This window comes from Rugamonas violacea (assembly GCF_016461825.1).
Taxonomy (GTDB): Bacteria; Pseudomonadota; Gammaproteobacteria; order Burkholderiales; family Burkholderiaceae_D; genus Rugamonas.
On record NZ_JAEMNU010000049.1, the window covers coordinates 1 to 22726 of the forward strand.

At 64.9% G+C, this 22726-nt stretch carries 21 protein-coding genes; 2 read left to right on the forward strand and 19 right to left on the reverse strand.

The window, feature by feature from the left end; genetic code table 11:
* Positions 1-60 precede the first annotated feature (60 nt).
* Together tnpA and H7U20_RS10345 are read right to left on the reverse strand one after the other, a co-directional pair.
* Complete coding sequence (gene tnpA / locus H7U20_RS10340) at positions 61-405, reverse strand: IS66 family insertion sequence element accessory protein TnpA (RefSeq protein ID WP_199759078.1); 345 nt, start codon at positions 403-405, stop codon at positions 61-63.
* A 77-nt stretch (positions 406-482) separates the two neighbouring features.
* A complete protein-coding gene (locus H7U20_RS10345; protein WP_199759079.1) occupies positions 483-3092 on the reverse strand; it encodes a bifunctional diguanylate cyclase/phosphodiesterase in 2610 nt (869 codons plus the stop codon).
* A gap of 374 nt (positions 3093-3466) precedes the next feature.
* Here H7U20_RS10345 and H7U20_RS10350 point away from each other — a divergent pair, with 374 nt between their 5' ends.
* Entirely contained in the window at positions 3467-3988 is a 522-nt protein-coding gene (locus H7U20_RS10350) for a BamA/TamA family outer membrane protein (protein ID WP_233410648.1), read from the forward strand.
* A gap of 419 nt (positions 3989-4407) precedes the next feature.
* Here H7U20_RS10350 and H7U20_RS10355 read toward each other — a convergent pair whose 3' ends face one another.
* The 17 genes from H7U20_RS10355 to rpsB form a co-directional block, all read right to left on the reverse strand.
* Entirely contained in the window at positions 4408-5607 is a 1200-nt protein-coding gene (locus H7U20_RS10355) for an EAL domain-containing response regulator (RefSeq protein ID WP_199759080.1), read from the reverse strand.
* A gap of 97 nt (positions 5608-5704) precedes the next feature.
* Entirely contained in the window at positions 5705-6490 is a 786-nt protein-coding gene (locus H7U20_RS10360; RefSeq protein ID WP_199759081.1) for a TrmH family RNA methyltransferase, read from the reverse strand.
* Positions 6487-7122, reverse strand: a complete 636-nt coding sequence (gene rnhB / locus H7U20_RS10365; RefSeq protein ID WP_199759082.1) for a ribonuclease HII — start codon at positions 7120-7122, stop codon at positions 6487-6489. Before rnhB ends, H7U20_RS10360 begins: the two co-directional genes overlap by 4 nt.
* 87 nt (positions 7123-7209) lie before the next feature.
* The gene (gene lpxB, locus H7U20_RS10370) at positions 7210-8376 is read right to left on the reverse strand and encodes a lipid-A-disaccharide synthase (protein ID WP_199759083.1); all 1167 of its coding nucleotides are present in this window, start codon (positions 8374-8376) and stop codon (positions 7210-7212) included.
* Complete coding sequence (gene lpxA / locus H7U20_RS10375; protein ID WP_199759084.1) at positions 8360-9148, reverse strand: acyl-ACP--UDP-N-acetylglucosamine O-acyltransferase; 789 nt, start codon at positions 9146-9148, stop codon at positions 8360-8362. Before lpxA ends, lpxB begins: the two co-directional genes overlap by 17 nt.
* 4 nt (positions 9149-9152) lie before the next feature.
* Complete coding sequence (fabZ, locus tag H7U20_RS10380; RefSeq protein ID WP_199759085.1) at positions 9153-9665, reverse strand: 3-hydroxyacyl-ACP dehydratase FabZ; 513 nt, start codon at positions 9663-9665, stop codon at positions 9153-9155.
* A complete protein-coding gene (gene lpxD / locus H7U20_RS10385) occupies positions 9662-10717 on the reverse strand; it encodes a UDP-3-O-(3-hydroxymyristoyl)glucosamine N-acyltransferase (RefSeq protein ID WP_199759086.1) in 1056 nt (351 codons plus the stop codon). The genes fabZ and lpxD overlap by 4 nt, the downstream gene beginning before the upstream one ends.
* A gap of 52 nt (positions 10718-10769) precedes the next feature.
* Positions 10770-11288, reverse strand: coding sequence for an OmpH/Skp family outer membrane protein (locus H7U20_RS10390; protein ID WP_233410649.1), 519 nt, complete (start codon positions 11286-11288; stop codon positions 10770-10772).
* A 37-nt stretch (positions 11289-11325) separates the two neighbouring features.
* Positions 11326-13662: an outer membrane protein assembly factor BamA gene (gene bamA, locus H7U20_RS10395; RefSeq protein WP_199759087.1), complete on the reverse strand. Its 2337-nt coding sequence runs from the start codon at positions 13660-13662 to the stop codon at positions 11326-11328.
* Positions 13663-13744: 82 nt separating this feature from the next.
* Entirely contained in the window at positions 13745-15109 is a 1365-nt protein-coding gene (gene rseP / locus H7U20_RS10400; RefSeq protein ID WP_199759088.1) for an RIP metalloprotease RseP, read from the reverse strand.
* The gene (gene ispC, locus H7U20_RS10405; protein ID WP_199759089.1) at positions 15106-16287 is read right to left on the reverse strand and encodes a 1-deoxy-D-xylulose-5-phosphate reductoisomerase; all 1182 of its coding nucleotides are present in this window, start codon (positions 16285-16287) and stop codon (positions 15106-15108) included. Before ispC ends, rseP begins: the two co-directional genes overlap by 4 nt.
* Positions 16288-16298: 11 nt before the next feature.
* On the reverse strand, positions 16299-17129 hold the full coding sequence (locus H7U20_RS10410; protein ID WP_199759090.1) for a phosphatidate cytidylyltransferase: 831 nt from the start codon (positions 17127-17129) through the stop codon (positions 16299-16301).
* 11 nt (positions 17130-17140) lie between these two features.
* Positions 17141-17893, reverse strand: a complete 753-nt coding sequence (uppS, locus tag H7U20_RS10415; RefSeq protein ID WP_199759091.1) for a polyprenyl diphosphate synthase — start codon at positions 17891-17893, stop codon at positions 17141-17143.
* Positions 17894-18057: 164 nt separating this feature from the next.
* A complete protein-coding gene (gene frr / locus H7U20_RS10420) occupies positions 18058-18618 on the reverse strand; it encodes a ribosome recycling factor (protein WP_093383663.1) in 561 nt (186 codons plus the stop codon).
* A gap of 44 nt (positions 18619-18662) precedes the next feature.
* Complete coding sequence (gene pyrH / locus H7U20_RS10425) at positions 18663-19379, reverse strand: UMP kinase (RefSeq protein ID WP_199759092.1); 717 nt, start codon at positions 19377-19379, stop codon at positions 18663-18665.
* Positions 19380-19545: 166 nt separating this feature from the next.
* Positions 19546-20457 carry a translation elongation factor Ts gene (gene tsf / locus H7U20_RS10430; protein WP_199759093.1) on the reverse strand — a complete coding sequence of 304 codons (912 nt, stop codon included), beginning with the start codon at positions 20455-20457 and terminating at the stop codon, positions 19546-19548.
* A gap of 148 nt (positions 20458-20605) precedes the next feature.
* The gene (gene rpsB, locus H7U20_RS10435; protein WP_199759094.1) at positions 20606-21358 is read right to left on the reverse strand and encodes a 30S ribosomal protein S2; all 753 of its coding nucleotides are present in this window, start codon (positions 21356-21358) and stop codon (positions 20606-20608) included.
* A 491-nt stretch (positions 21359-21849) separates the two neighbouring features.
* On the opposite strand from rpsB, the gene H7U20_RS10440 reads away from it, so the two are divergent.
* On the forward strand, positions 21850-22638 hold the full coding sequence (locus H7U20_RS10440; RefSeq protein ID WP_199759095.1) for an MHFG family PEP-CTERM protein: 789 nt from the start codon (positions 21850-21852) through the stop codon (positions 22636-22638).
* The last annotated feature ends 88 nt before the right edge of the window (positions 22639-22726 follow it).

The following is a 22726-nucleotide window of genomic DNA, read 5'->3' on the forward strand; positions in this document are numbered from 1 at the left end:
TGCGGAAGTCGACCGGGTCGCGGCATAAAAACACCTGGTCGATGCGGCAGCCCGGGTGCATCAGCGCGCTCCCGCGTGGGCGTGGGCGTGGGCGTGGGCCTGGTCCAAGGCCAGCAGCCACGCCGGAGACGGCAACGCCGCCATCTCCAGGTGCAGGCCGGAACCGAGCACCAGTGTGCACGGGCCGTCCGTCGCGGCCGTCGCGGCGGCCACCACCCGCAGCGCAACGAACTTGGCCGCTACGCGGCCACCCTCGCTCGCCTCGGCGGCCGGCGTCAATTTGCGACGCCAGTAGTACAGCGACGCCAGCGTCAGGCCGTACCGCCGCGCATACACGCTCGCCGCACCGCCGTCGCGGCGGCACGCCTCAACGTGGGATGTCCAAAATTCGTTATCGCCGTCCATGCTTGCTCCCGTTTAAATTGAAAGGGCAAGCATGGCGAAATCAGGGCCAGGCCACAAGATTGTGGTTCATGGATCGCTTACACATCAATGGGAAAACGCCGCAGATACGACAGGCTGGAATAGCCGGTGCCGAAATCGTCGATCGAGATGTGCACGCCGAGTGCCTTCAGATCGCGCAGGATCTCAATCGCGCTGTCGACATCGCTCATGACTGTGCCTTCGGTCAGCTCCAGCTCCAGCAACTGCGGGACCATGCCGGTTTCGCGCAGCAGACCGGCGATCGATTGCACCAGCGTCTGTTGCATGAACTGGCGCGGCGACAGATTGACCGCCACCCGCAGCGTCGGCCAGCCGGCCCGGTGCCATGCCATGGTTTGCAGGCAGGCGGTGCGCAGCACCCATGCACCGATCGGAATAATCAAGCCCATGTCCTCGGCCAGGCCGATGAAACGGGTCGGCGCTATCATGCCCTGGGTCGGATGATTCCAGCGCAGCAGCGCCTCCATCCCGATGATCTGGCCGCTCTTAAAACTGAGTTGCGGCTGGTAATGCAGCACGAACTCGTCGCGCTCCAACGCGCGCCGCAGGTCAGCCTCGATTTTCAGCCGGTCCAGCGTACGCTCGTTCATTTGCGCGGTGTAGAACTGGAAGGCATTGCGCCCCAGTTCCTTTGCGCGGTACATTGCGATGTCGGCGTAGCGCGTCAGGCTCTCGGCGCTGTCGCCGTCGGTCGGATAGGTCGCAACCCCGACGCTGCAGGTGAGGAAGAATTCGTGGCCCTGCACCATGATCGGTAGCGCCACCGCCTCCATGATGCGCGTCAGCACGACGACGCCAGTGCCGTCCTCGGGGTTCTCGGGCAACACCAGCATGAACTCATCGCCACCCAGGCGCGCCACGGTATCGGTTTCGCGCACGCATGTCAGTAAGCGCCCGGCCACGATCTTTAGCAGACTGTCGCCGGCTTCGTGGCCCAGCGTATCGTTGACGAACTTGAACCTATCTAGGTCGAGGAAGGCGACCCAGAACGAACCATTTCTGCGCCGCCCGCCGCTGATCGCTTCATTCAAGCGGTCGCGCAACAGATTGCGGTTGGCCAGGCCCGTCAGGCTGTCATGGGTGGCCTGGTACTCGATCTCGGCCTCGTAACCCATAGCCGCCGAGATGTCGTACTGGGCGACCACAAAATGGCTGACGGCGCCGCTCTGGTCCTGGACCGGCGCCACGAACAGATCGCTCCAGTAGCCGCTGCCGTCCTTATGGTGATGGCGCACCAGCGCATGGCCTTCGCTCTGCTCGCGCAAGGCGGTATGGATCTGCTCGATATTGCCCTGATACTGTTGGCTGCCGTGCAGAAAATCCAGGCTGCGCCCGAGCACCTCCTGCGCGCTGAATCCGGTGATGCGCTCGAACGCCGGATTGACGTATTCGATCGGGTACTCCGGCGCTTGGGCGCTGCAAAGGATGATGGCGTTGGCCGACACTTCAATCACGCGCTCCCGAAGCTGCAGCCGCTGCTCGGTTTGGGCGTGCCGGGCGATATCCTCCGCCAAGCGCAGATTGGCGAATTCCAGCGCGGCCGTGCGTTCGCGCGTGACCCGCTCGATGGTGGCGATACGCGACACCAGCGCATACACATAGGCGGCCGCCAGCACGGTCGACAGCAATCCACCTAGTAGCGCGTACAGCGACGCGTTGTGGCCGTGGGCAAAAAATATTTCCGCCTGGCTGGCCTCGACCAGCAAGGTCTGGTTGGCCAGCGTAAAGCTCAGTTTCACCGGCGCTGGACGGTCATAAAACAGCCACGCCGGCAACATGGTGGGGCCCTGCGCCAAGCCGGCGTGGGGGGGCGGGGCATTGCCGTAACGCGCGATCAGACGCGGCGCGGCGCCGGCCGTCGTCGCATACAACAACATGCTCATGCCCTGCTGTGGCGGGAAGCCCTGCGCCTGCAGCACCGGCTCCAACAGGCTGTCGGCACGGAGCTCAGCCGCGATTTCGCCGATCGCCGCGCGTTGGCGCGCGGCGGCGGTGTCGATCGGCGCCCCTTGCCAGAAGATCGGTGACAGCACGCGGAAACCGGTCTGCCGGCCGCCAGTGAGCAACAGCGGCAGTGCGCCGCTGGCGGCCATGCTACCGCGCTCGCGCGACAAGCGGCGCGCTTCGGTCCACTCTGGCATCGGTGCCGTGTCCAGTCCCAGTAAGCCTTCATTGCCAAACAGCGGTTCCAGATAATCGATGACGAGGTAGGCGTCGCGCAGCCCGGCGCGGCGCACGCGGCCATCCACCAGCTCAGTCAGCGTAAAGCCCGGGAAGCGGCGGCGCATGGCAGTCTCATATGCGGCGCGGTCGCCGGACTGGATCAGCCGTTGAAACGACAGCGCCTGAATTTGCGGCGAGCGCTCCCGCAGCGGCGCAGTGAAGCGATGGAATTGCTCGCGGCTGATGACGCCGAAGGTGGAAAAGAGCTGACTGAGCACTTCGATATGTGCCACCGCGTCGTGCAGGCTGCCGACCACCGCATTGATGCGCAACTTTGCGTTTTGCTGGAATTGGGCGTTTTGCCGGGCCGTTTCAAATTGCCGGACGGTGAAGAACAGAGCAAACGTTAGAGCCAAGCCGATCATCAAGGTCAACAGAGCCGACAGCGACACGGAAAAGCGAACCCGCCGTATCAGCCGTTCCATTGAGCTCTCCTTGTTCTAGCTAAGCTGCGCCCAAGAATGGGCGGAAAATAGTAAAAGAGATAAAATTTTCGTATTGACAACGGAGGGGCAGCCAATTTAGCGCGCCGCCGCGTGTTTCATTCTTGCATAGTTTTGTCTGGGGAAAATCATTATTTTAGATACCCAAACTGTGCCGATTTCTGGAGTGGGAGGGGTTCTAACTCATCCCATTACACACAACTCTGAAGCGCGTCCTGAACACTGCCGAAAAGCCGTTTACATTCAATGAGTTGCAAGCCCACTTGTAAACTTTCTCGAATTCGCGTTTACTCTCGTCTTTTAGGCGGCGCACGTGGGCAGAAAGCAAGCAGCGCAGAGTTGGACGGAGGAAGAATTTGCCGGACTGGACCTGGGTATTTCCTCGCTCCGGACTGGCGGCCGATTTGCAGCTCTATTCGTCGCGCACCACGCTGGGCGCCGACAACAACTACAACAAGCTGTCGTTCTCGGCACAGAAAGCACTGGCGCGCGGCCCGCACTCCTTGCTGGCGGCGATCGAGGTGCAGCGCAAAATGGGCGGCAATGAGCTGCCGGACGATGAATTCATCGCCTTCGGGGGCTTCCTCAAATTATCCGGCTACCGCACCGGTGAACTGGTGGGCAACAGCCTCCACTTCGGCCGCCTGGTGTACAACTACCGCATCGCCGGTCCGGGCTTGCTGGACGGCGCCTACCTTGGCGCCTCCGCCGAGCTGGGTCGGATGGGCGACACGATCAACTCCGTCAACGGTCAACAGACTGCGCGCAGCAACGCGCTGTATATTGCCATCGATACGCCGCTGGGGCCGCTATATCTCGGCGCCGGCCGCGCCACCAAGGGTAAAAACGCACTATATTTATTGATCGGCAAACCTTGATGGATCGGCAGTCAGCGCCGGCCAGGGCGAATCTGCGTTAGAACCTGCGGTGGCCATCGTCCGGTTCGCAACGACCGATAAATGCCATCAAACCTTCGATGGCCATGGAGCGCCCAAGGGAGCAAGACGGGTGGCGATGGCGATCTTCGACAATTTCAAGTGTGTTTCTCCCATGTGGAATGGGGCGATATTACAATCGCGCTAAGCTACCGGGTTTCTCCAGTATTGGTGGCAATACAAACTTGAACGCCTTCTTCTCGCCCAACGCGCCGATACTTAATCCACGGTTTTTTTCGGTCGAATAGGCCGCGCTGGCCGCCAACTGGCATTTTGTCACGGTTAACTTTGCGACGTCTGGCGGCTCCGCCGGCGGCCCGTCCGCCGTGACCGCGCTGGCCGCACGGGGGGGAGCGGCCCGGTCAGAAGAATTGGCGCCAGTCGGCCAGCCAGCCGGGGAACTCCTCCACCGGCATCGGCCTGGCGATGTAGTAGCCTTGCGCATAGGTGCAACCCAGGCCCTGCAGGAAGTCCCAGTCCTGCTTGGTTTCCACCCCCACCGCCACCGAGCGCCGCTCCAGGCTGCGCGCCAGTCCCAGGCAGGAACGCAGCACGGTGCCAATCGGTCGGCGCTTGGCGGCGCCGTCGACGAAACTGCGGTCGATCTTCAATTCGGTGAACGGGATGCGCGCCAACAGCTGCAGGTTGGAGCGGCCGGTGCCATAGTCGTCGATGGCCAGGCCGAAGCCCAGCATGCGCAGGCGCAGCAGGCGTTCGAGGAAGTACGGTTCGGTGCTCAGCACGGCCGACTCGGTCATCTCGAAGGTGATGTAATCGGCCAGCATATCGTGGCGTTCCAGGCAGGCGGCGATCTGCTCGATGAACTGGGGATGCGCCAGCGTGTTCTGGTCGACGTTGATGGACACCGAAATCGGGATGTTTTGCCGATGCAGGCCGCGGCAGGCCGCCACCGATTTTTCGATCATGCTCCAGTCGAGGAAATCGATGCGGCCGTTGGCCTCCAGCGCGCCGAAGAAGGCGGCCGGGCTGAGCAAACCGTGCTGCGGATGCTGCCAGCGGGCGAACATCTCCAGCCCCTTGACCTGGCCGGTGGCCAGTTCGATCATCGGCTGGAAGTGGGGCTCGAATTCGCGCGCCTGCAAGCCGCGCCCCACCTCGGCGAAGGAAAAGCTCAGCGCCGAGCGGCGCAGTTCGTTGCGCCGCTCCGGCGGCAGGTAGTTGGCGACCAGCGCCGCCAGCGCCGCCGGCGTGACCGGCTTGGCGATGCTGCCCAGCAGATTGAGGCCGTAGGCCATGGCCATGGTCTCGACCGAAAACAACAATTCGGCGCCCTGCTCGCCGGTGACGATGACGCCGCCCTGCACCTGCGCCTCGCCCAGCCGACGGATCAGCTCCAGCCCGTCCATGCCCGGCAGCGCCAGGTCGATGAGGACGATCTGCGGCGACGGCGCGATGTCCTCGTCGAACAGGCGCAGGGCGTTGTGGCCGTCGGCCGCCTCGCTGACGGTGACCGCGCCCATCGCGCGCAGCATGCCGGCCGCTGCCTGCCGCTGCGCCGCGTCGCCGTCGGCGACCAGAAAGTGCAACTGCGCGATGTCCATGGACTGCTCCTGGGTGGTGCGGCCGGCGCCGCCTTGACTGATTCGCGTCTACACAGCTTACCTCACGGGCACCGCACAACCATCGTTTCGGCCTGTATTAAGCCTGATTCTGCCTGACTTGCTCGAAAAAGCATACAGCGGCGCAGGCCGCGACGTTGAGCGACTCGACTTGGCCCAGGTGCGGAATCACCACCTGGTGGGTCGCCGCCGACAGCAAATCGTCGGCCACGCCCTGCCCTTCGTGGCCGAACAGCCAGCCGACCGGCTGGCGCAGGTCGACGTCGTACAGCTTTTGGGTGGCGTAGCCGCTGGTCGCCAGCGTGGCGATCGACGCGCCCCGCACCAGCGGCGCCAGGTCGACGTTCTCGAAGATCTCCAGCACGAAGTGGGCGCCCATCGCCGCGCGCAGCACCTTGGGCGACCAGCAGAACGCCGTGCCGGCGCTGCAGTAGACCTGGGTGATGCCGGCCGCCGCCGCGCTGCGCAGGATGGAGCCGACGTTGCCGGGGTCCTGCACGTTATCCAGCAGCACCGCCGAGACGGTCAGCGCGGCCGGCGCGGCGCGTTCCGGCGTATCGATCAGGAACATCACGCCGACGCCGTGTTCGACCTGGCTGACCGCCTTGTACAGCGCGTCCGGCAGGGCCAGCACATGGGCGTGGCGCGCCTCCAGCTGGCCGATGATCTCGCCCACCTCCGGGTTGTGCAGCGCCGTCTCGCTGACCACGCACTGTTGCGGCAAGCCGCGCAGCTGCAGGTAGGCCTGGCACAGGTGGACGCCGTCGAGCAGCGTCTGGCCGACCTTCTTGCGCGCCTGCGAGCTGCCGGCCAGGTGCTTCAGTTCCTTGTACTGCGCGTTGTCGCGCGAGGTGATGGTCTTCATACGCCGCCTCCCGGGCCGCTCAATTCAAGCACTTTGCGCACCGGGCCGAACGAGCGGCGGTGCACCGGCGAGGCGCCGAACTCGCGCAGGCGCGCCAGGTGCAGCGCGGTCGGATAGCCCTTGTGTTGGTCGAAGCAGTACTGCGGATAGGCGACGTGCAGCGTCACCAGGGCGGCGTCGCGCGCGGTCTTGGCCAGGATCGAGGCGGCGGAGATCGAGTCGACCTTGTCGTCGCCGCCGACGATGGCCATGGCCTGGATCGTCATCACCGGGCAGCGGTTGCCGTCGATCAGGGCCAGCGTCGGCACGGTGGCCAGCGCCTCGACGGCGCGCCGCATGGCCAGCAGCGAGGCCTGCAGGATATTGAGTTCGTCGATCTCGGCCTCGGAGGCCTCGGCCACGGCCCAGGCCAGCGCGTTGGCCTTGATGACGGGCGCCAGCAGGTCGCGCTTGGCCTCGCTCAGCTTCTTCGAATCGCGCAGGCCGGCGATGGGACGGTCGACGTGCAGGATCACGGCGGCGGCAAACACCGGGCCGGCCAGTGGGCCACGGCCCGCCTCGTCAACGCCGCAGACGATTTCGTCGAGGGAGAACGGCAGGTCGTCGAACAGGCCGGGATAGATGTTTTTCACTGGTTGCTTCACTGGGTGGCTACTTTACTGTTTTACTTTTTTGATTGAAGCGAATGCTGCGGATACGACAAATGAAACCGGCGCCGCCTAGCGCCCCGCGATGACGCGCATGACCGCCTGCGCGCTCTCCTGCGCACTGTTGCGCAGCAGGCTGTGGTGCATCTCGGTGAAGCGCTGCGCCAGTTGCAGGCGGTGTGGCACGTCGCTCAGCTGGCGCCACATGGCCTCGGCCAGCGCGGCCGGACTGGCGGCGTCCTGCAGCAGCTCGGGGACGAGGAATTCGCGCGCCAAAATATTCGGCAGGCCGATCCACGGCTGGTAGCCGAAGTGGCGCAGGATCTGCCATTCGGCCGCCATCATCTTGTAGGCGATGACCATCGGCTTCTTGAACAGCGCCACCTCCAGCGAGGCCGTGCCGGAGGCCACCAGCACCGCGTCGGCGGCGGCGATGGCGGTGTGCGACTGGCCGTCGAGCAGTTGGATCTCGACGTCCTGCAGGCCGGCCTGGGCCACCAGTTCGAGGAAGTACTGGCGCTGCTTCTCGCCGGCCATCGGCGCGACGAAGCGCAGCGAGCGGTCGCGCGCCAGCAGCAGCTTGGCGGCGCCGACGAAGGCGGATGTGTTGTACTTCAGCTCGGACATGCGGCTGCCCGGCATGATGGTGACCACGTTGGCGTCCTGCGGCAGGCCGAGTTGGAGCCGGGCGCCCGCCTCGTCCGGCGTCAGCGGCACCAGCTCGGCCAGCGGATGGCCGACATAGCTGACCGGCACGCCGGCCTTGCGGTAGATCTCCTCCTCGAAGGGGAACACCACCAGCATGTGCGAGACGGCCTTGATGATCTTCTTGATGCGGCCGCCGCGCCAGGCCCAGATCTGCGGCCCGATGTAGTGCACGGTGGGGATGCCGGCGTCCTTCAGCTGCATCTCCAGGCCGAGGTTGAAGCCGGGGTAGTCGGCGCCGATGAACACCGCCGGCCGTTCGGCCAGCAGCTGGTCGCGCAGCGCGTTCTGGATGCCCTTGATGTCGCGGTAGCGCGGAATCACCGCCAGCAGGCCGCGCACCGTCAGCCGGTCCATCGGCCAATGCGACTCGAAGCCCTGCGCCATCATGTGCTCGCCGCCGATGCCGTGGAAGCGCGCCTGCGGCAGCAAAGGCCGCAGGCCCGACAGCAGGCGCGCCGCCAGCACGTCGCCGGACGGTTCGCCGGCCACCAGCGCGACCGAGGTCGCGGCGGGCTTAGCGGACGATGCCACGGGATGCCGTATCGAGGAATTCGCGCATGGCGCGGATTTGCCCGGCCGCCGCCGGCGTGGCCAGCTCCTCGGCCAGCAGGGCCGCCTTGGCCTCTTCCAAGGTCAGGCCGGAGCGGTAGAGGATCTTGTAGGCCGCGCGCACGCCGTTGATCTGCTCGCGCGTGAAGCCGCGCCGCTTCAGGCCTTCGATGTTGACGCCGTGGGCCTGCGCCGGATTACCGTTCAACAGCACATACGGCGGCACGTCCTGGGTCAGGCTGGTGCTCATGCCGACGAAGGCGTGGGCGCCGATCTTGCAAAACTGGTGGACGTTGGCGAAGCCGCTCATGATCACCCAGTCGCCGATTTCGACGTGGCCGGCGATCTGCGCGTTGTTCGAGAAGATCGTGTTGCTGCCGACCTGGCAGTCGTGCGCCAGGTGGACATAGGCCGAAATCCAGTTGTCGTCGCCCAGGCTGGTGACGCCGCGATCCTGCACCGTGCCGGTGTTGAAGGTGCAGAACTCGCGGATGGTGTTGCGGTCGCCGATGGTCAGGCGGGTCGCTTCGCCGGCCCATTTCTTGTCCTGCGGCGCGGCGCCGATCGAGGAGAACTGGAACAGCTTGTTGTCGCGGCCGATGGTGGTGTGGCCTTCGATGACCACGTGCGGCCCCACCACGGTGCCGGCGCCGATGCTGACGTGCGGCCCGATGATGGTGTACGGTCCCACCTCGACGCTGCTGTCGAGCTGCGCCTTCGGATCGATGACTGCGGTCGAATGGATCTTCACCATGCTCTTACTTCCCGGCTGGCTGGCTAGCGTCGTCGGCGCTGCGGATGGTGCACATCAATTCGGCTTCGACGGCGACCTTGCCGTCGACGCTGCCGACCGCCTTGTATTTCCAGATGCCGCGCGAAACGCGCAGGATCTCGACGTTCATCACCAGCTGGTCGCCCGGTTCGACCGGACGCTTGAAGCGGGCGTTGTCGATGCCGACGAAGTAGACCACCGAGTTCTCGTCCGGCTTGATGTCCATGGTCAGGAAGGACAGGATGGCGGCGGTCTGCGCCATCGCCTCGATCATCAGCACGCCCGGCATCACCGGCTTGTGCGGGAAGTGGCCGTTGAAGAATTCCTCGTTGACGGTGACGTTCTTGATCGCGGTGATCGATTTGTTGGCTTCCCAGTCGAGCACGCGGTCGACCAGCAGCATCGGATAACGATGTGGCAGATACTGTTTGATCTGGTGGATATCCATGCTCTTCTTGGCTGGAGTCTCGGTGGCGGTGCTGATGTCGGTAGTGGTCATTTTGTGTCTTGTGTGGTCAGTGTTTTAATTGTTTTTTCGAGTGCGCGGATTTTTTCGCGCATGCTCGCCAGGTTGCGCACGATGGCGGCCGATTTCTCCCACTCGGCGTTCTTGGCCAATGGGTAGAAGCCGGTGTACTGGCCCGCTTCCAAGATCGAGCGCGACACCATGCTGCCCGAGGAAATGTGCACGCGGTCGGCGATGGTCAGGTGGCCGAGCACCATGGCGGCGCCGCCGAAGGTGCAGTATTTGCCGATCTTGGCGCTGCCGGCCACGCCGACGCAGCCGGCCATCGCCGTGTGCGCGCCTACGTGGCAGTTGTGGCCGATCTGGATCTGGTTGTCCAGCTTGACGCCGTCCTCGATCACCGTGTCGGCCAGCGCGCCACGGTCGATGGTGGTGTTGGCGCCGATGTCGACGTCGTCGCCGATCATCACCCGGCCGGTCTGCGGGATCTTGATGTAGACCCCGCCCTCGTTGGCGAAACCGAAGCCGTCGGTGCCGATCACGGCGCCCGAGTGGATGATGCCGCGCGCGCCGATCTGGCAGCGGGCGTGGAAGGTGACGTTGGCGAACAGCTCGGTGGCCTCGCCGATGACGGCGTCGCGGCCGATGTAGCAGCCGGCGCCGATCACCACGCCCGGGCCGATCACCGCGCCGGCCTCGATGACGGCGCGCGCGCCGACACTGGCGCTGGCGTCCACCGTGGCCATGGCGTCGACGCTGGCGGCCGGATGGATGCCGGCCGGCGCGACGTGGGCGTCCTGCGCCGCGAAGAACTGGGCGGCGCGGGCGAAGTATACATAGGGGTTGGGGGTGACGATGCGCGCGCCGGCGTAACCGGCGGCGATGAATTCGTCGTCGGCGGCGGCGACGATCAGCGCCGCCGCCTGGCTGTGCAGCGCCTGCGCGCGCAGTTTGCTATTGCTGAGAAAGCTGATGTGCGAAACGCCGGCGTCCGTCAATGGCGCGATCCCGAACACTTCCAGGTTCGGGTCGCCCACCAACTGCCCGCCCAAGCGTTCGACCAATTCTCCTAGTCGAGTGCCCATCGGGGTGTTCCAATCTGTGGTTGTGAGTCTTCAGTCAGTCTGGCTGTCGATCTTATTTGTTTTTGTCGAGCGCGGCCAGCACCTTGTCGGTGATGTCGATGCGCGGGCTGGCCCAGACGGCATCCTGCAGCACGATGTCGAAGCCCTCGGCCTCGGCCAGCTGCTTGATGATCTTGGTGGCCTTTTCCGAAATCGTCGCGCGCTCCTCGTTGGTGCGCTGGTTCAGATCCTCGCGGAACTCGCGCTGGCGGCGCTGGTATTCCTTGTCCAGCTCAAAGTACTCGCGCTGGCGCTTGGCCCGCTCGCCTTCGGCCAAAGCCGGCAATTCCTTCTCCAGCTTCTCGGCCGAGGTCTTCAGCCGCGCCGCCATCTCCTGCACGGCTTTTTCGCGCGACTTGAATTCCTCGGCCAGCTTCTCGCCGGCCAGCTTGGCCAGCTTGGACTCGTTGTAGATGCGGTCGGAACTGAGCCAGGCGATACGCGAGCTTTGAGCCTGCACCGACGCCATTGCACAGCAGCCCAGTGCAAGCGCGGCGATATACTTGCCCATGGTGGCGGATACAGTCTTCAACTTAATTCTCCGAAAAAATTAACAGTGCTCATCAGCATCAGAAACCCGTGCCCATCTGGAATTGGAAGCGTTCCAGGCGATCGCCCGGTTTGGCATTCAGGGGCTTAGCATAACTCAACTTGAGCGGACCGACCGGGGAAATCCAGCTGATGCCCAGACCGGCCGAGTAGCGCAGCTCGGACAGGCGCATCTTCTGGCCTTCCTGGTAGACCTGGCCGCCGTCGAGGAAACCGAACCAGCGCAGGCTGCGGTCCTGGCCGGAGCCGGGGAAAGGCATCTGCAGCTCGGCGTTGCCGATCAGGCGCGAGGCGCCGCCCAGGGCGTCGTAGTTGATCGGGTCGACCGCGCCCAGCGACGAGCTGAGGTAGCCGCGCACCGAACCGATGCCGCCGCCGTAGAAGTTCTTGAACACCGGGTAAGGCTTGCTGCCGATGCCGTGGCCGAAGTCGATTTCGCCCTTCAAGGCCAGCGTCACCTTCGGATGCAGCGGCTTGTACCACTGCTGCTCGTAGACGGCGCGGTAGTACTTGATGTTGCCGATCACGTCGATCTCCAGATTGGCGCGCTGGTAGCGGCCGATGGTCGGGGTGATCGCGCTGTCGCGGCTGTCGCGCGCCCAGGCCGCCGTCAACGGCACGGCGTTCGAGCTGACGGTACCGATACCGTCGGCCGGGCCGCCGTTGTCGCGGATGTAGTTGAGGAAGCGCTGCGGGCTGGTGCCGTCGGTCGAGATGCGCGAGCGCTCCAGGCCGATACCGAAGAACACCGTGTCGTTTTCCGAGAACGGCACGCCGTAGCTGATGCGGCCGCCCTCCTGCTTGATGCTGTAGGTGCCGATGTTGAGCGCCGGCGGCTGGGTGGTGCGCAGGTAGACCTCGAAGGCGCGCGAGACACCCTCGTCCGTGTAGTACGGGTTGGTCTGCGAGAACGAGATGGTGCGGCTGTACTTGCTGGTGTTCAGTTCGATGCCGACAGTGGTGCCCGAGCCGGCGAAGTTGGCCTGCTGGATCGCCGCCTGGAAGGTGAACTTCTCCGACTGCGAGAAGGCGCCGCCGATCTGGAAATTGCCGGTCGGTTTTTCGACCACGGTCAGGTTGACGTCAACCTGGTCGTTGGTGCCCTGGGCTTCCGGCGTGTCGATGGTGACGTCCTTGAAGTAGCCGAGGCGGTCGACACGGTCGCGCGACAGCTTGATCTTGTTGGCGTCGTACCAGGACGATTCGAACTGGCGGAACTCGCGGCGAATCACCTCGTCGCGCGTGGTGGTGTTGCCGGCGATGTTCATGTGGCGCACGTAGGCGCGCTTGCCCGGGTCGATGAAGAAGGTGAAACCGACCTCGCGCTTGTCGCGGTTGATGTCCGGGTTGGCGTTGACGTTGGCGAAGGCGTAGCCGAAGGTGCCCAGGCGGTCGGAGATCAGCTTGTTGGTGGCGGTCAGGCGCTCGCCCGAGTACACCTCGCCGCGACGCAGCAGCACCAGCGAGCGCAGTTCCTCCTCGCGGCCGAACATCTCGCCCTCGAACTTGATGTCCGAAACCTGGTACTTCTCACCCTCGCTGATGTTGATGGTGATGTAGATGTCCTTCTTGTCCGGCGTGATCGAGACCTGGGTCGACTCGACCTGCATCTCGATGTAGCCACGGTTCAGGTAGAAGGACTTGAGCGACTCGATGTCGCCGGTCAGCTTGGTCTTGGAGTACTGGTCGGCCTTGGTGTACCAGCTGAACCAGCCGCCGGTGTTGAGGGCCAACTGCTCGCGCAGCTCCTTGTCGTTGAAGACCTTGTTGCCGACGATGTTGATCTGCTTGATCTTGGCGATCTCGCCCTCGTCCACCGCGAAGACGATGTTGACGCGGTTGCGTTCGATCGGCGTGACGGTGGTGGTGATCTTGACGCCGTACAGGCCGTGCGACAGGTACTGCCGCTTGAGCTCCTGCTCGGCGCGGTCGACCGAGGCCTTGTCGAAGATCTTGGTCTCGCCGACGCCGATGTCCTTCAGCGCCTTGACCAGGGTGTCCTTCTCGAACTCCTTGGTGCCGGTGAACTCCACCTTGGCGATGGCCGGGCGTTCCTCGACCAGCACCACCAGCACGTTGCCGTCCTGCTCAAGGCGCACGTCCTTGAAGAAGGTGGTGGCGTACAGCGCCTTAATGGCGGCCACGCTCTTCTCGTCGTTGAAGGTTTCACCGACGCGCACCGGCAGGTAGTTGAAGACCGTACCGGCCTCCGTGCGCTGGATACCTTCGATGCGGATGTCCTTGACGGTGAAAGGCTCGATGGCCAGCGCGCGGCCGGAGCACATGGCCAGGACGGCGGCGCCAATCAGGCTGCGGCGAAACAAAGGCGAGGCAAAACGGTCAGAATATAATTTCATTGGCTAAATCAATGGCTCTCATTGGAATACACAAACGCAACGATGCGAAACTCATGCCGCCGGACGCGGTGGCCGACGCGATTTACAGCAGCCTGGCGAAGTCGTTAAACACCGCCAGCACCATCAAGGTGACCAGCAGGCCGACGCCGAGGCGCTGCGCAATCTCGCCAACGCGCTCCGGCACCGGGCGCCCAGTCAAAACTTCCAGCGAATAATACAGCAAATGGCCGCCATCTAGAACCGGAATGGGTAGCAAATTCATCACGCCCAGACTGATACTGATGAAGGCGATGAAGCTCAGATAGCTCGCCGCGCCGATGCGCGCGGTCTGCCCGGCGTAGTCGGCGATGGTGATCGGTCCGGTGACGTTCTTCCAGGAGACCTCGCCGACGATCATCTTGCCGATCATCTTCAGCGTCATCGCGCTGGTGTCCCACACCTTGGCGACGGCTTTTTGCAGCGCCGCCGGGGCCGATGAGGGCACGGTGATCATATCCGGCATCTGCGCCACGTAGACGTTGATCTTACCGACTGTTACAGCTGTGGCGCCTTTGCCGGCCTGCTCCGCCTGGGCGTCCGGGGTCAAGGGCAGTTGCAGGTCCTGGCCGGCGCGGCGCAGCGCCAGATTCAGCGTGCGGCCGGGGGAGCCGCGCACCATGCCGATAAAGGCCGGACCGTCGGCCACCGGCCGGCCGTCGACGGCGACGATCAAGTCGCCCTTGCGCAGGCCGGCGCGGGCGCCGGCGCCGTCGCCGACAACCTCCTCGATCACCGGCGGCGGGCGGCCGACATTGATGCCCAATTTGCCCAGCACGTCGCCTTCCAGGTCCAGCGTGGCCAGCGCGGCGGCCGGCAGCAGCAGGCTGTAATGGCCGGCGCCGGGACGCTCGACGTCGAGGCGGGCCTCGGCCTTGTCGATGGCGGCCTGGATCAACTGCCAGCGCAGCTCGGACCAGACCGCGACGGCCTGGCCGTTGACGGCGCTGACGCGGTCGCCGCCGTGCAGGCCGGCGATGGCGGCCGGACTGCCGGCGGCGCTGGCGCCGACCTTGCTGGACGGCTCGGCGACGCCGACCATGTACAGGCCGCTGAACAGCAGGATGGCGACGATGAAGTTGGCCAGCGGGCCGGCGGCGACGATGGCGATGCGCACCCACACCGACTGGCGGGTGAACTCGCGTTTCAGTTCGGCCGGCGCCAGGCCGCTCAGGTCCTGTTCGCGGCCGTCGAGCATCTTGACGTAGCCGCCCAGCGGCAGCGCCGAGACGGCCCATTCGGTCTGGTCGGGGCCGAAGCGGCGCGACCACACCACCTTGCCCATGCCGATCGAAAACCGCAGCACCTTGACGCCGAACAGGCGGGCCACCCAGTAGTGGCCCAGCTCGTGGATGACGATCAAGGAGCCGAGCGCGACGACGAAGGCCAGCAAGGTGTGCAGGAAGCTCATCTCGTCAACCCGTCGATGTGGCGTTCGGCGGCGGCGCGCGCCAGCGCGTCCTGCGCCATCACCGCCTCGATGCTGTCGGCGGCGCCGTGCGGCAGCGCCTCGACCACGTGGGCGATGACGCGGTCGATCTGGCGGAAGCCGATGCGCAGGTCGAGGAAGGCCTGCACCGCCACCTCGTTGGCGGCGTTCAGCAGGGCCGGCGCGGTGCCGCCGGCGCGCAGGGCGTCGAAGGCCAGCGCCAGGCAGGGGAAGCGCTGGTAGTCGGGACGCTCGAACTGCAAGGTGGCGATCTGCGTCAGGTCGAGCTGGGCGACGCCGGAGGCGATGCGCTCCGGGTAGGCCAGCGCGTGGGCGATTGGCGTGCGCATGTCCGGGTTGCCCAGCTGGGCCAGCACGGAACCGTCGACGTAGGAGACCATCGAATGGATCACGCTCTGCGGATGGATCACCACGTCGATCAGGTCGGTCGGGGCGCCGAACAGCCAGTGCGCCTCGATCACTTCCAGGCCCTTGTTCATCATCGTCGCCGAGTCGACCGAGATCTTGCGGCCCATCGCCCAGTTGGGGTGCTTGCAAGCCTGCTCCGGCGTGACGGCGTCGAGCGTCTCGACGGCGCGCGTCAGGAACGGGCCGCCGGAGGCGGTCAGCAAAATCTTGGCGACGCCGCTGCCCTGCGGCGTGCGGCCGTAGTTGGCCGGCAGGCACTGGAAGATGGCATTGTGTTCGCTGTCGATGGGCAGCAGCACGGCGCCGGCCTGCTGCGCCGCGTCGATGAACAGCTGGCCCGACATCACCAGCGCCTCCTTGTTGGCCAGCAGCACCTTCTTGCCGGCGCGGGCGGCGGCCAGGGTCGGCGCCAGGCCGGCGGCGCCGACGATGGCGGCCATCACGGTGTCGACTTCGGCCGCGCTGGCGACGGCGCACAGCGCCGCTTCGCCATATTCGACCTCGGTGCGCACGCCCTTCCCTTTCAACAGCGCGGCCAATTCGGCGGCGGCGGCGGCCGTGCCGACCACGGCGCGGGCCGGACGGAACTGCTCGCACTGGGCGGCCAGTTCGGCCACCCGGCTGTGCGCCGACAGCGCGTAGACCGAGTAGCGCTCGGGGTGGCGCGCCAACACGTCGAGGGTCGAGACGCCGATCGAGCCGGTGGCGCCGAGGATGGTGATGCGTTGCATGGCGACTTCCTTCACAGCCAGGAGCCGATCAGCGCGGCCAGCGGCAGCACCGGGATCAAGGCGTCGATACGATCGAGCACACCGCCGTGGCCGGGCAGCAGATTGCTGCTGTCCTTCATGCCGGCGCGGCGTTTGAGCTGGGATTCGAACAGGTCGCCGACCACGCTGGCGGCGACGATCACGAGCAGGATGGCCAACGCGCCGAACCAGCCCATGCGGGCCTGCAGCAGCACGGCGAAGGTGTCGGCCAGCCAGGGCGCGGCCGGCGCGGCGAGGATGCTCGCGCCGGCCAGCAGCAGCACGATGACGGCGCCGCCGATGGCGCCCTCCCACGATTTGCCGGGCGAGATGCTGGGCGCCAGCTTGCGCTTGCCGAAGGCCTTGCCGGAGAAGTAGGCGCCGATGTCGGCCAGCCAGACCAGCGCCATGGTCGACAGCAGGAAGGCCGGCGAGTGCTGGAACAGCGCGACGATGGCGACGAAGCAGCCGAACAGGGCGAAGCAGAAGCTGAAGGCGACCATGTGGTTGGCGCCGCCCTTGAGCGGCGGCAGGCCGATCGCCAGCGACGGCGTGAAGCGCATCAGCCACAGCGCGGCGCAGACGGCGAACAGCGTGTTGTTGCCGCCGTTGGTGGGACGCAGCAGCACGTAGACGAACAGCGCGGCGGCCAGCAGCGCCCAGGCGGGCGGCGCGCGCAGGCCGAACAGGCGGCCGGCTTCCCATACGCCGGCGGCGAGGAACAGCGTGGCCAGCACGGCGAAGGCCGGGAAGTAAGCGAAGAACAGCACCGGCAGCAGCACCGCCAGCAGGACCAGGGCGGTCAGTATCCGAGTTTTCAGCATTGGGGGTCTTTTCAGGTGGTCTTTTCAGCCAATTGGGCGCCGGTGCGGCCGAAGCGGCGCTCGCGGTGCTGGTAGGAGGCGATCGCCTCGTCGAGGCTGGCGCCGGAGAAGTCGGGCCAGTAGGTGTCGGTGAAGTACAGCTCGGTGTAGGCCAGCTGCCACAACAGGAAGTTCGAAATGCGCTGCTCGCCGCCGGTGCGGATGAACAGGTCGGGCTCGGGCGCGTAGGCCATCGCCAGGTGGGGCGCCAGTTGCTCCTCGCTGAAGGCGGCGGCGCCCGGGTGGCCGGCGACCATCTTGCCGACCGCCTGCATGATGTCCCAGCGGCCGCCGTAGTTGGCGCAGACCGTCACCGTCATGCGCGTGTTGGCGGCGGTGCGCCGCTCGGCCGAGGCGATCATGGTCTGCAGCTTGGCGTCGAAGCGGCTCAGGTCGCCGACCACCTTCAGGCGGATGTTGTTGGCGTGCAGCTTGGAGACCTCGCGGTCGAGCGCCGTGACGAACAGGCGCATCAGCAGCGACACCTCCTCCTCGGGCCGGCGCCAGTTTTCCGAGCTGAAGGCGAACAGGGTCAGGTATTCGACGCCACGGCGGGCGCAGGCCTCGACCACGGCGCGCACCGCCTCGACGCCCTTGACGTGGCCGGCGACGCGCGGCAGGAAGCGCTTGGTGGCCCAGCGGCCGTTGCCGTCCATGATGATGGCGACGTGGCGGGGCACGTTCGGGGTGTCCGGGACAGCGGTGGTCGAGCTGGAATATTTCATGAAAACGTCAGTGCCAGATTAAGTAGTGCCGGGTACTTCAAACCAGGAGGGGCGCCGCCGCGCGGTCCGCCCCAAAACAAGCAAGGGGCCAGACCCGGCGACGGCTCTGACCCCGGCTTCCCGGCGCGGCGCCGCCGGGGCGCGCGCCGGGAGGCGGCCGACGACTACACCGTCAGCACTTCCTTTTCCTTGTCGACGACCATCTTGTCGATGTCGGCGATGAACTTGTCGGTCAGCTTTTGCACCTCGTCGGACGAGCGGCGCTCGTCGTCCTCGGAGCAGGCCTTTTCCTTGACCAGCTTCTTGACCGTCTCGTTGGCGTCGCGGCGGATGTTGCGCACGGCGATCTTGGCATCCTCGCCCTCGCCCTTGACCAGCTTGACCATCTCCTTGCGGCGTTCCTCGGTCAGGGCCGGGGTCGGCACGCGGATGACATCGCCCTGGCTCGACGGGTTCAGGCCCAGGTCGGCGTCGCGGATGGCTTTTTCAATGGTGGCGGCCATCTTCTTCTCGAACGGCTGCACGCCGATGGTGCGGGCGTCGATCAGGTTGATGCTGGCGACCTGCGACAGCGCCGTCGGCGAGCCGTAGTACTCGACCATCACGTGGTCGAGGATGCCGGTGTGGGCGCGGCCGGTGCGGACCTTGGCCAGGTCGGCGCGCAGGGTTTCGAGCGATTTGACCATGCGGTCTTGGGCGTTCTTTTTAACGTCAGCTAAGGACATTGCTGCTCTCCTGTATCTTGGGGTGGATCTAAATGGGTGGGAACTTAAACGTGGACCAGTGTACCCTCATCCTCGCCCATGATGACGCGCATCAGCGCGCCCGGCTTGGTGATGGAGAACACCTTGATCGGCAGCTTCTGGTCGCGGCACAGGGCGAACGCGGTGGCGTCCATCACCTGCAGGTGCTTGGAGATGGCTTCGTCGAAGGTGATGGTGTGGAACAGGGTGGCGTTCGGATCCTTCTTCGGATCGGCCGTGTAGACGCCGTCGACCTTGGTCGCCTTGAGCACGATCTCGGCGCTGATCTCGGAACCGCGCAGGGCGGCGGCGGTGTCGGTGGTGAAGAAGGGGTTGCCGGTGCCGGCGGCGAAGACGACGACCTTGCCCTCTTCCAGGTATTGCAGCGCCTTCGGGCGCACGTAGGGCTCGACCACCTGCTCAATGGCGATGGCCGACATGACGCGGGCGGTGATGCCGACATGACGCATGGCGTCGGCCAGGGCCAGCGCGTTCATCACGGTGGCCAGCATGCCCATGTAGTCGGCGGTGGCGCGGTCCATGCCCTGGGCGCCGGGCGCGACGCCACGGAAGATGTTGCCGCCGCCGATGACGATCGCCAGTTCCACGCCCAGTTGTGCCACCTCGGCCACGTCGGCCACCATGCGCTCGATCGTGCTGCGGTTGATGCCGTAGGGATCATCTCCCATCAGGGCTTCGCCGGACAATTTGAGGAGGACACGCTTGTAGGCTGGTTTTGACATGAGCTGGGGCTCCTAAAATGGGTTGATTCGGTGGGACTGCCGGCGGCCCTGCATGATACCAAAAACTGCCTGGCACACGCGCCGCCGGGAAATGCTCGCCGCCGGCCGGCGCGGGCGCCGGCGGCGGGTCAGGCTAAAAAAACGGGCCTCGCGGCCCGTTTTCACATTACGCTCCTTTTGAAGCAGCCATTTGCGCGGCTACTTCTGCGGCGAAGTCGTCTTGTTTCTTCTCGATACCCTCGCCCACCACGTACATGGTGAAGGCTTTGACGGTGGTCGCTTTTTCTTTCAGCATCTGTTCGATCGACTGCTTGTCGTTCTTGACGAAGGCCTGGTTCAGCAGGGACACTTCTTTCAAGAACTTCTGCACCGAGCCCTCCAGGCGCTTGGCCAGGATTTCCGGCGATTGCGCGGCTTTGCCTTCGGCGGCGGCTTTGGCGGCATCTTCTTCGGCCTTCAGTTTCGCCACCGAGCGCTCTTTTTCGATCAGTTCGGCCGGCACTTGCTCGGACGACAGCGACACCGGCTTCATCGCGGCGATGTGCATGGCGACGTCCTTGCCGACTTGCTCGTCGGCGCCTTCGAAGTCGACGATCACGCCGATGCGCGCGCCGTGCAGGTAGGAAGCCAGCTTGCCGGTGGTCTCGAAACGCTGGAAGCGGCGGATCGACATGTTCTCGCCGATTTTGCCGATCAGGGCGGCGCGCACTTCGTCCAGGGTCTTGCCGTCGAGCGGCAGGGCCAGCAGGGCGGCGACGTCGGCCGGGTTGTGTTCGGCGACCAGACGGGCGGCGTTGTTGGCCAGCGCCAGGAAATCGTCGTTCTTGGCGACGAAGTCGGTTTCGGAGTTCACTTCAACCAGGGCGCCGACGCCGTTGGCGATGAAGGTCGCCACCACGCCTTCGGCGGTGATGCGGGCCGAGGCTTTCGACGCCTTGCCACCCAGTTTGACGCGCAGGATCTCTTCGGCACGACCCATGTCGCCTTCGGCTTCGGTCAGTGCTTTCTTGCATTCCATCATCGGTGCGTCGGTCTTGCCGCGCAGTTCGCCTACCATCGCTGCTGTAATCGCTGCCATGTGTTTCTCCTGTATTCGGTGGGGGTGGTCCGGGGCGGCTCGGATGACGCGGAGCACGCAGCGCCCAAACCATTTTCATTAAAAAAAAGGGGGAGCTGCTGCCACCCCTTTTCCATTACTGCGAAGCTATCTCGCGATAGCGCAGCAATTAAGCCTGTTCGCTAACTTCGACGAATTCGTCGCCGGCAGCGGCCTTGATCATTTCAACGACTTCGTTACCGGCAGCTGCGCGGCCTTCGATGATTGCGTCTGCAACACCGCGGGCGTACAACATGATGGCTTTCGAGGAGTCATCGTTACCTGGGATCACGTACTGCACGCCTTCTGGCGAGTGGTTGGTATCAACCACGCCGATGACCGGGATGCCCAGTTTTGCCGCTTCGGTGATCGCACCTTTGTGGTAGCCGACGTCAACGACGAAGATGGCGTCAGGAACGCCGCCCATGTCTTTGATGCCGCCGATCGATTTCTGCAGCTTGATCATTTCGCGTTCAAACATCAGCGCTTCTTTTTTCGACAGCTTCTCAACGGAACCGTCTTCGATCGTCGCTTCCATGTCTTTCAGGCGCTTGATCGAGGTCTTGATCGTTTTGAAGTTGGTCAGCATGCCGCCCAACCAACGTTGGTCGACGAAAGGAACGCCGGCGCGTGCCGCTTCAGCCGCGATGATTTCGCGAGCTTGACGCTTGGTGCCGACCATCAGGATGGTGCCGCGGTTCGAAGCGACCTGTTTCACGTGGTTCATCGCTTCTTGATACATGCCCATCGTCTTTTCCAAGTTGATGATATGGATCTTGTTGCGGTGACCGAAGATGAAAGGAGCCATCTTTGGGTTCCAGAAACGGGTTTGGTGACCGAAGTGGACACCGGCTTCCAGCATTTCGCGCATTGTTACGGACATAATTAACTCCAGGGTTGGGTCTGGAATCCGATCAGTCACCATAGAGGCACCCTTGTCGACCGGATTCGCGTTTATTAACGATTTTCGAGGCGGCTCGAGGGGCAATAACACGCCACCCGGACCACTGCTTTACAACATTGCCCAAAACCGAATTCAAGCAACCCAAAATTGTACCCTGAAAACGCCCGATTCGGCAAGCGCGGCGTGCATGGCGGCGCGGCGGCCGGCCCGGTTGTGGCCGCGCCGGCTGATATTACGCATGTTTTGTCAACCTGGCCATATCAACAATCGTTTCCGTGATTAAACTAACGACAACAGTGCCCTACAGGCATTGGCGCGACGCCCGGGCGGCACAGATTTCTTTTATAAAAAACAATGGGCCGGCGAGCACGCATAGTCTTTTTATATTATCATATGGAAAAGTTTAGTTCTGTACTGTCAACTACCGGCCGACAAGACGAACTGAATCTGACTAAAAGAGGAATTCCACCATGTCCGTCGCCTTCGCCCTGACGCTTGCCGCTATCTCGACCGTGCAACCCCACTGCTCGTGGGACCGGCCGGGCGTGAACCCCTACACCGGCAACGCCGCCGCCGCGCTGGATCGCTACGGCGACATTCCGGCCGAGATCCGCGCCACGCTGAAGCGGCGCATGGAGGACGGCCTGGCGGACGACAAGGTCAGCATCAAGCGCGACAGCATCGGCGGCAAATACGCCTACGAGCCGGCGATCCGCGAAATGCACTTCGGCCGCGCCTCGGTGTGCCGCACCGTGACGCGGGCCAAATGGAGCGCCGAGCGCGACGAGCCGGGCGTGGTGTATTGCGTCAAGGAGCACTGCATCCTGGTGCCCAAGATTTGCGGCAACGTCAGCCGGGTGACCCGGCGCACGGCAGCGGCGCCGGCCAGCGCCGCAGCGCCGCCGCCGGCGCAGGCGCGCGAACTGGGCGACGGCGCCAACGGCCATGACCTGGGCCTGGCCGACGCCGAGCCGCAGGAAGAGCTTACCGAGGAAGAGCTGCAAAAGCTGCACGCGCGCGACCACGAGTACATGCCGCGCAGCATCGGCGTGGGCGCCGCGGCGGATCCCGAGCTGGTGGCGCTGGGCGAGAGCGAAGAGGGGCAGCGCTGGCTGGACCGCAACCGCAACCCCTTCGACCCGGTGCACGACAACGAATTCATCCCCTCGGCGGTGCCCGAGGCGCAGACCTGGGCCATGCTGTTGGCCGGCCTCGGCCTGCTCGGCTGGGCCAAGCGCCGCGCCGCCAAGCGCGCCTAGGCAGGGCGCCAAGCGGCGCCGCCCGGCGCCGTGCCGGCGGCCACGCCGTTCCAGCGCCACAGCGGCCCGCCCGCGCAACGCCCCCGTC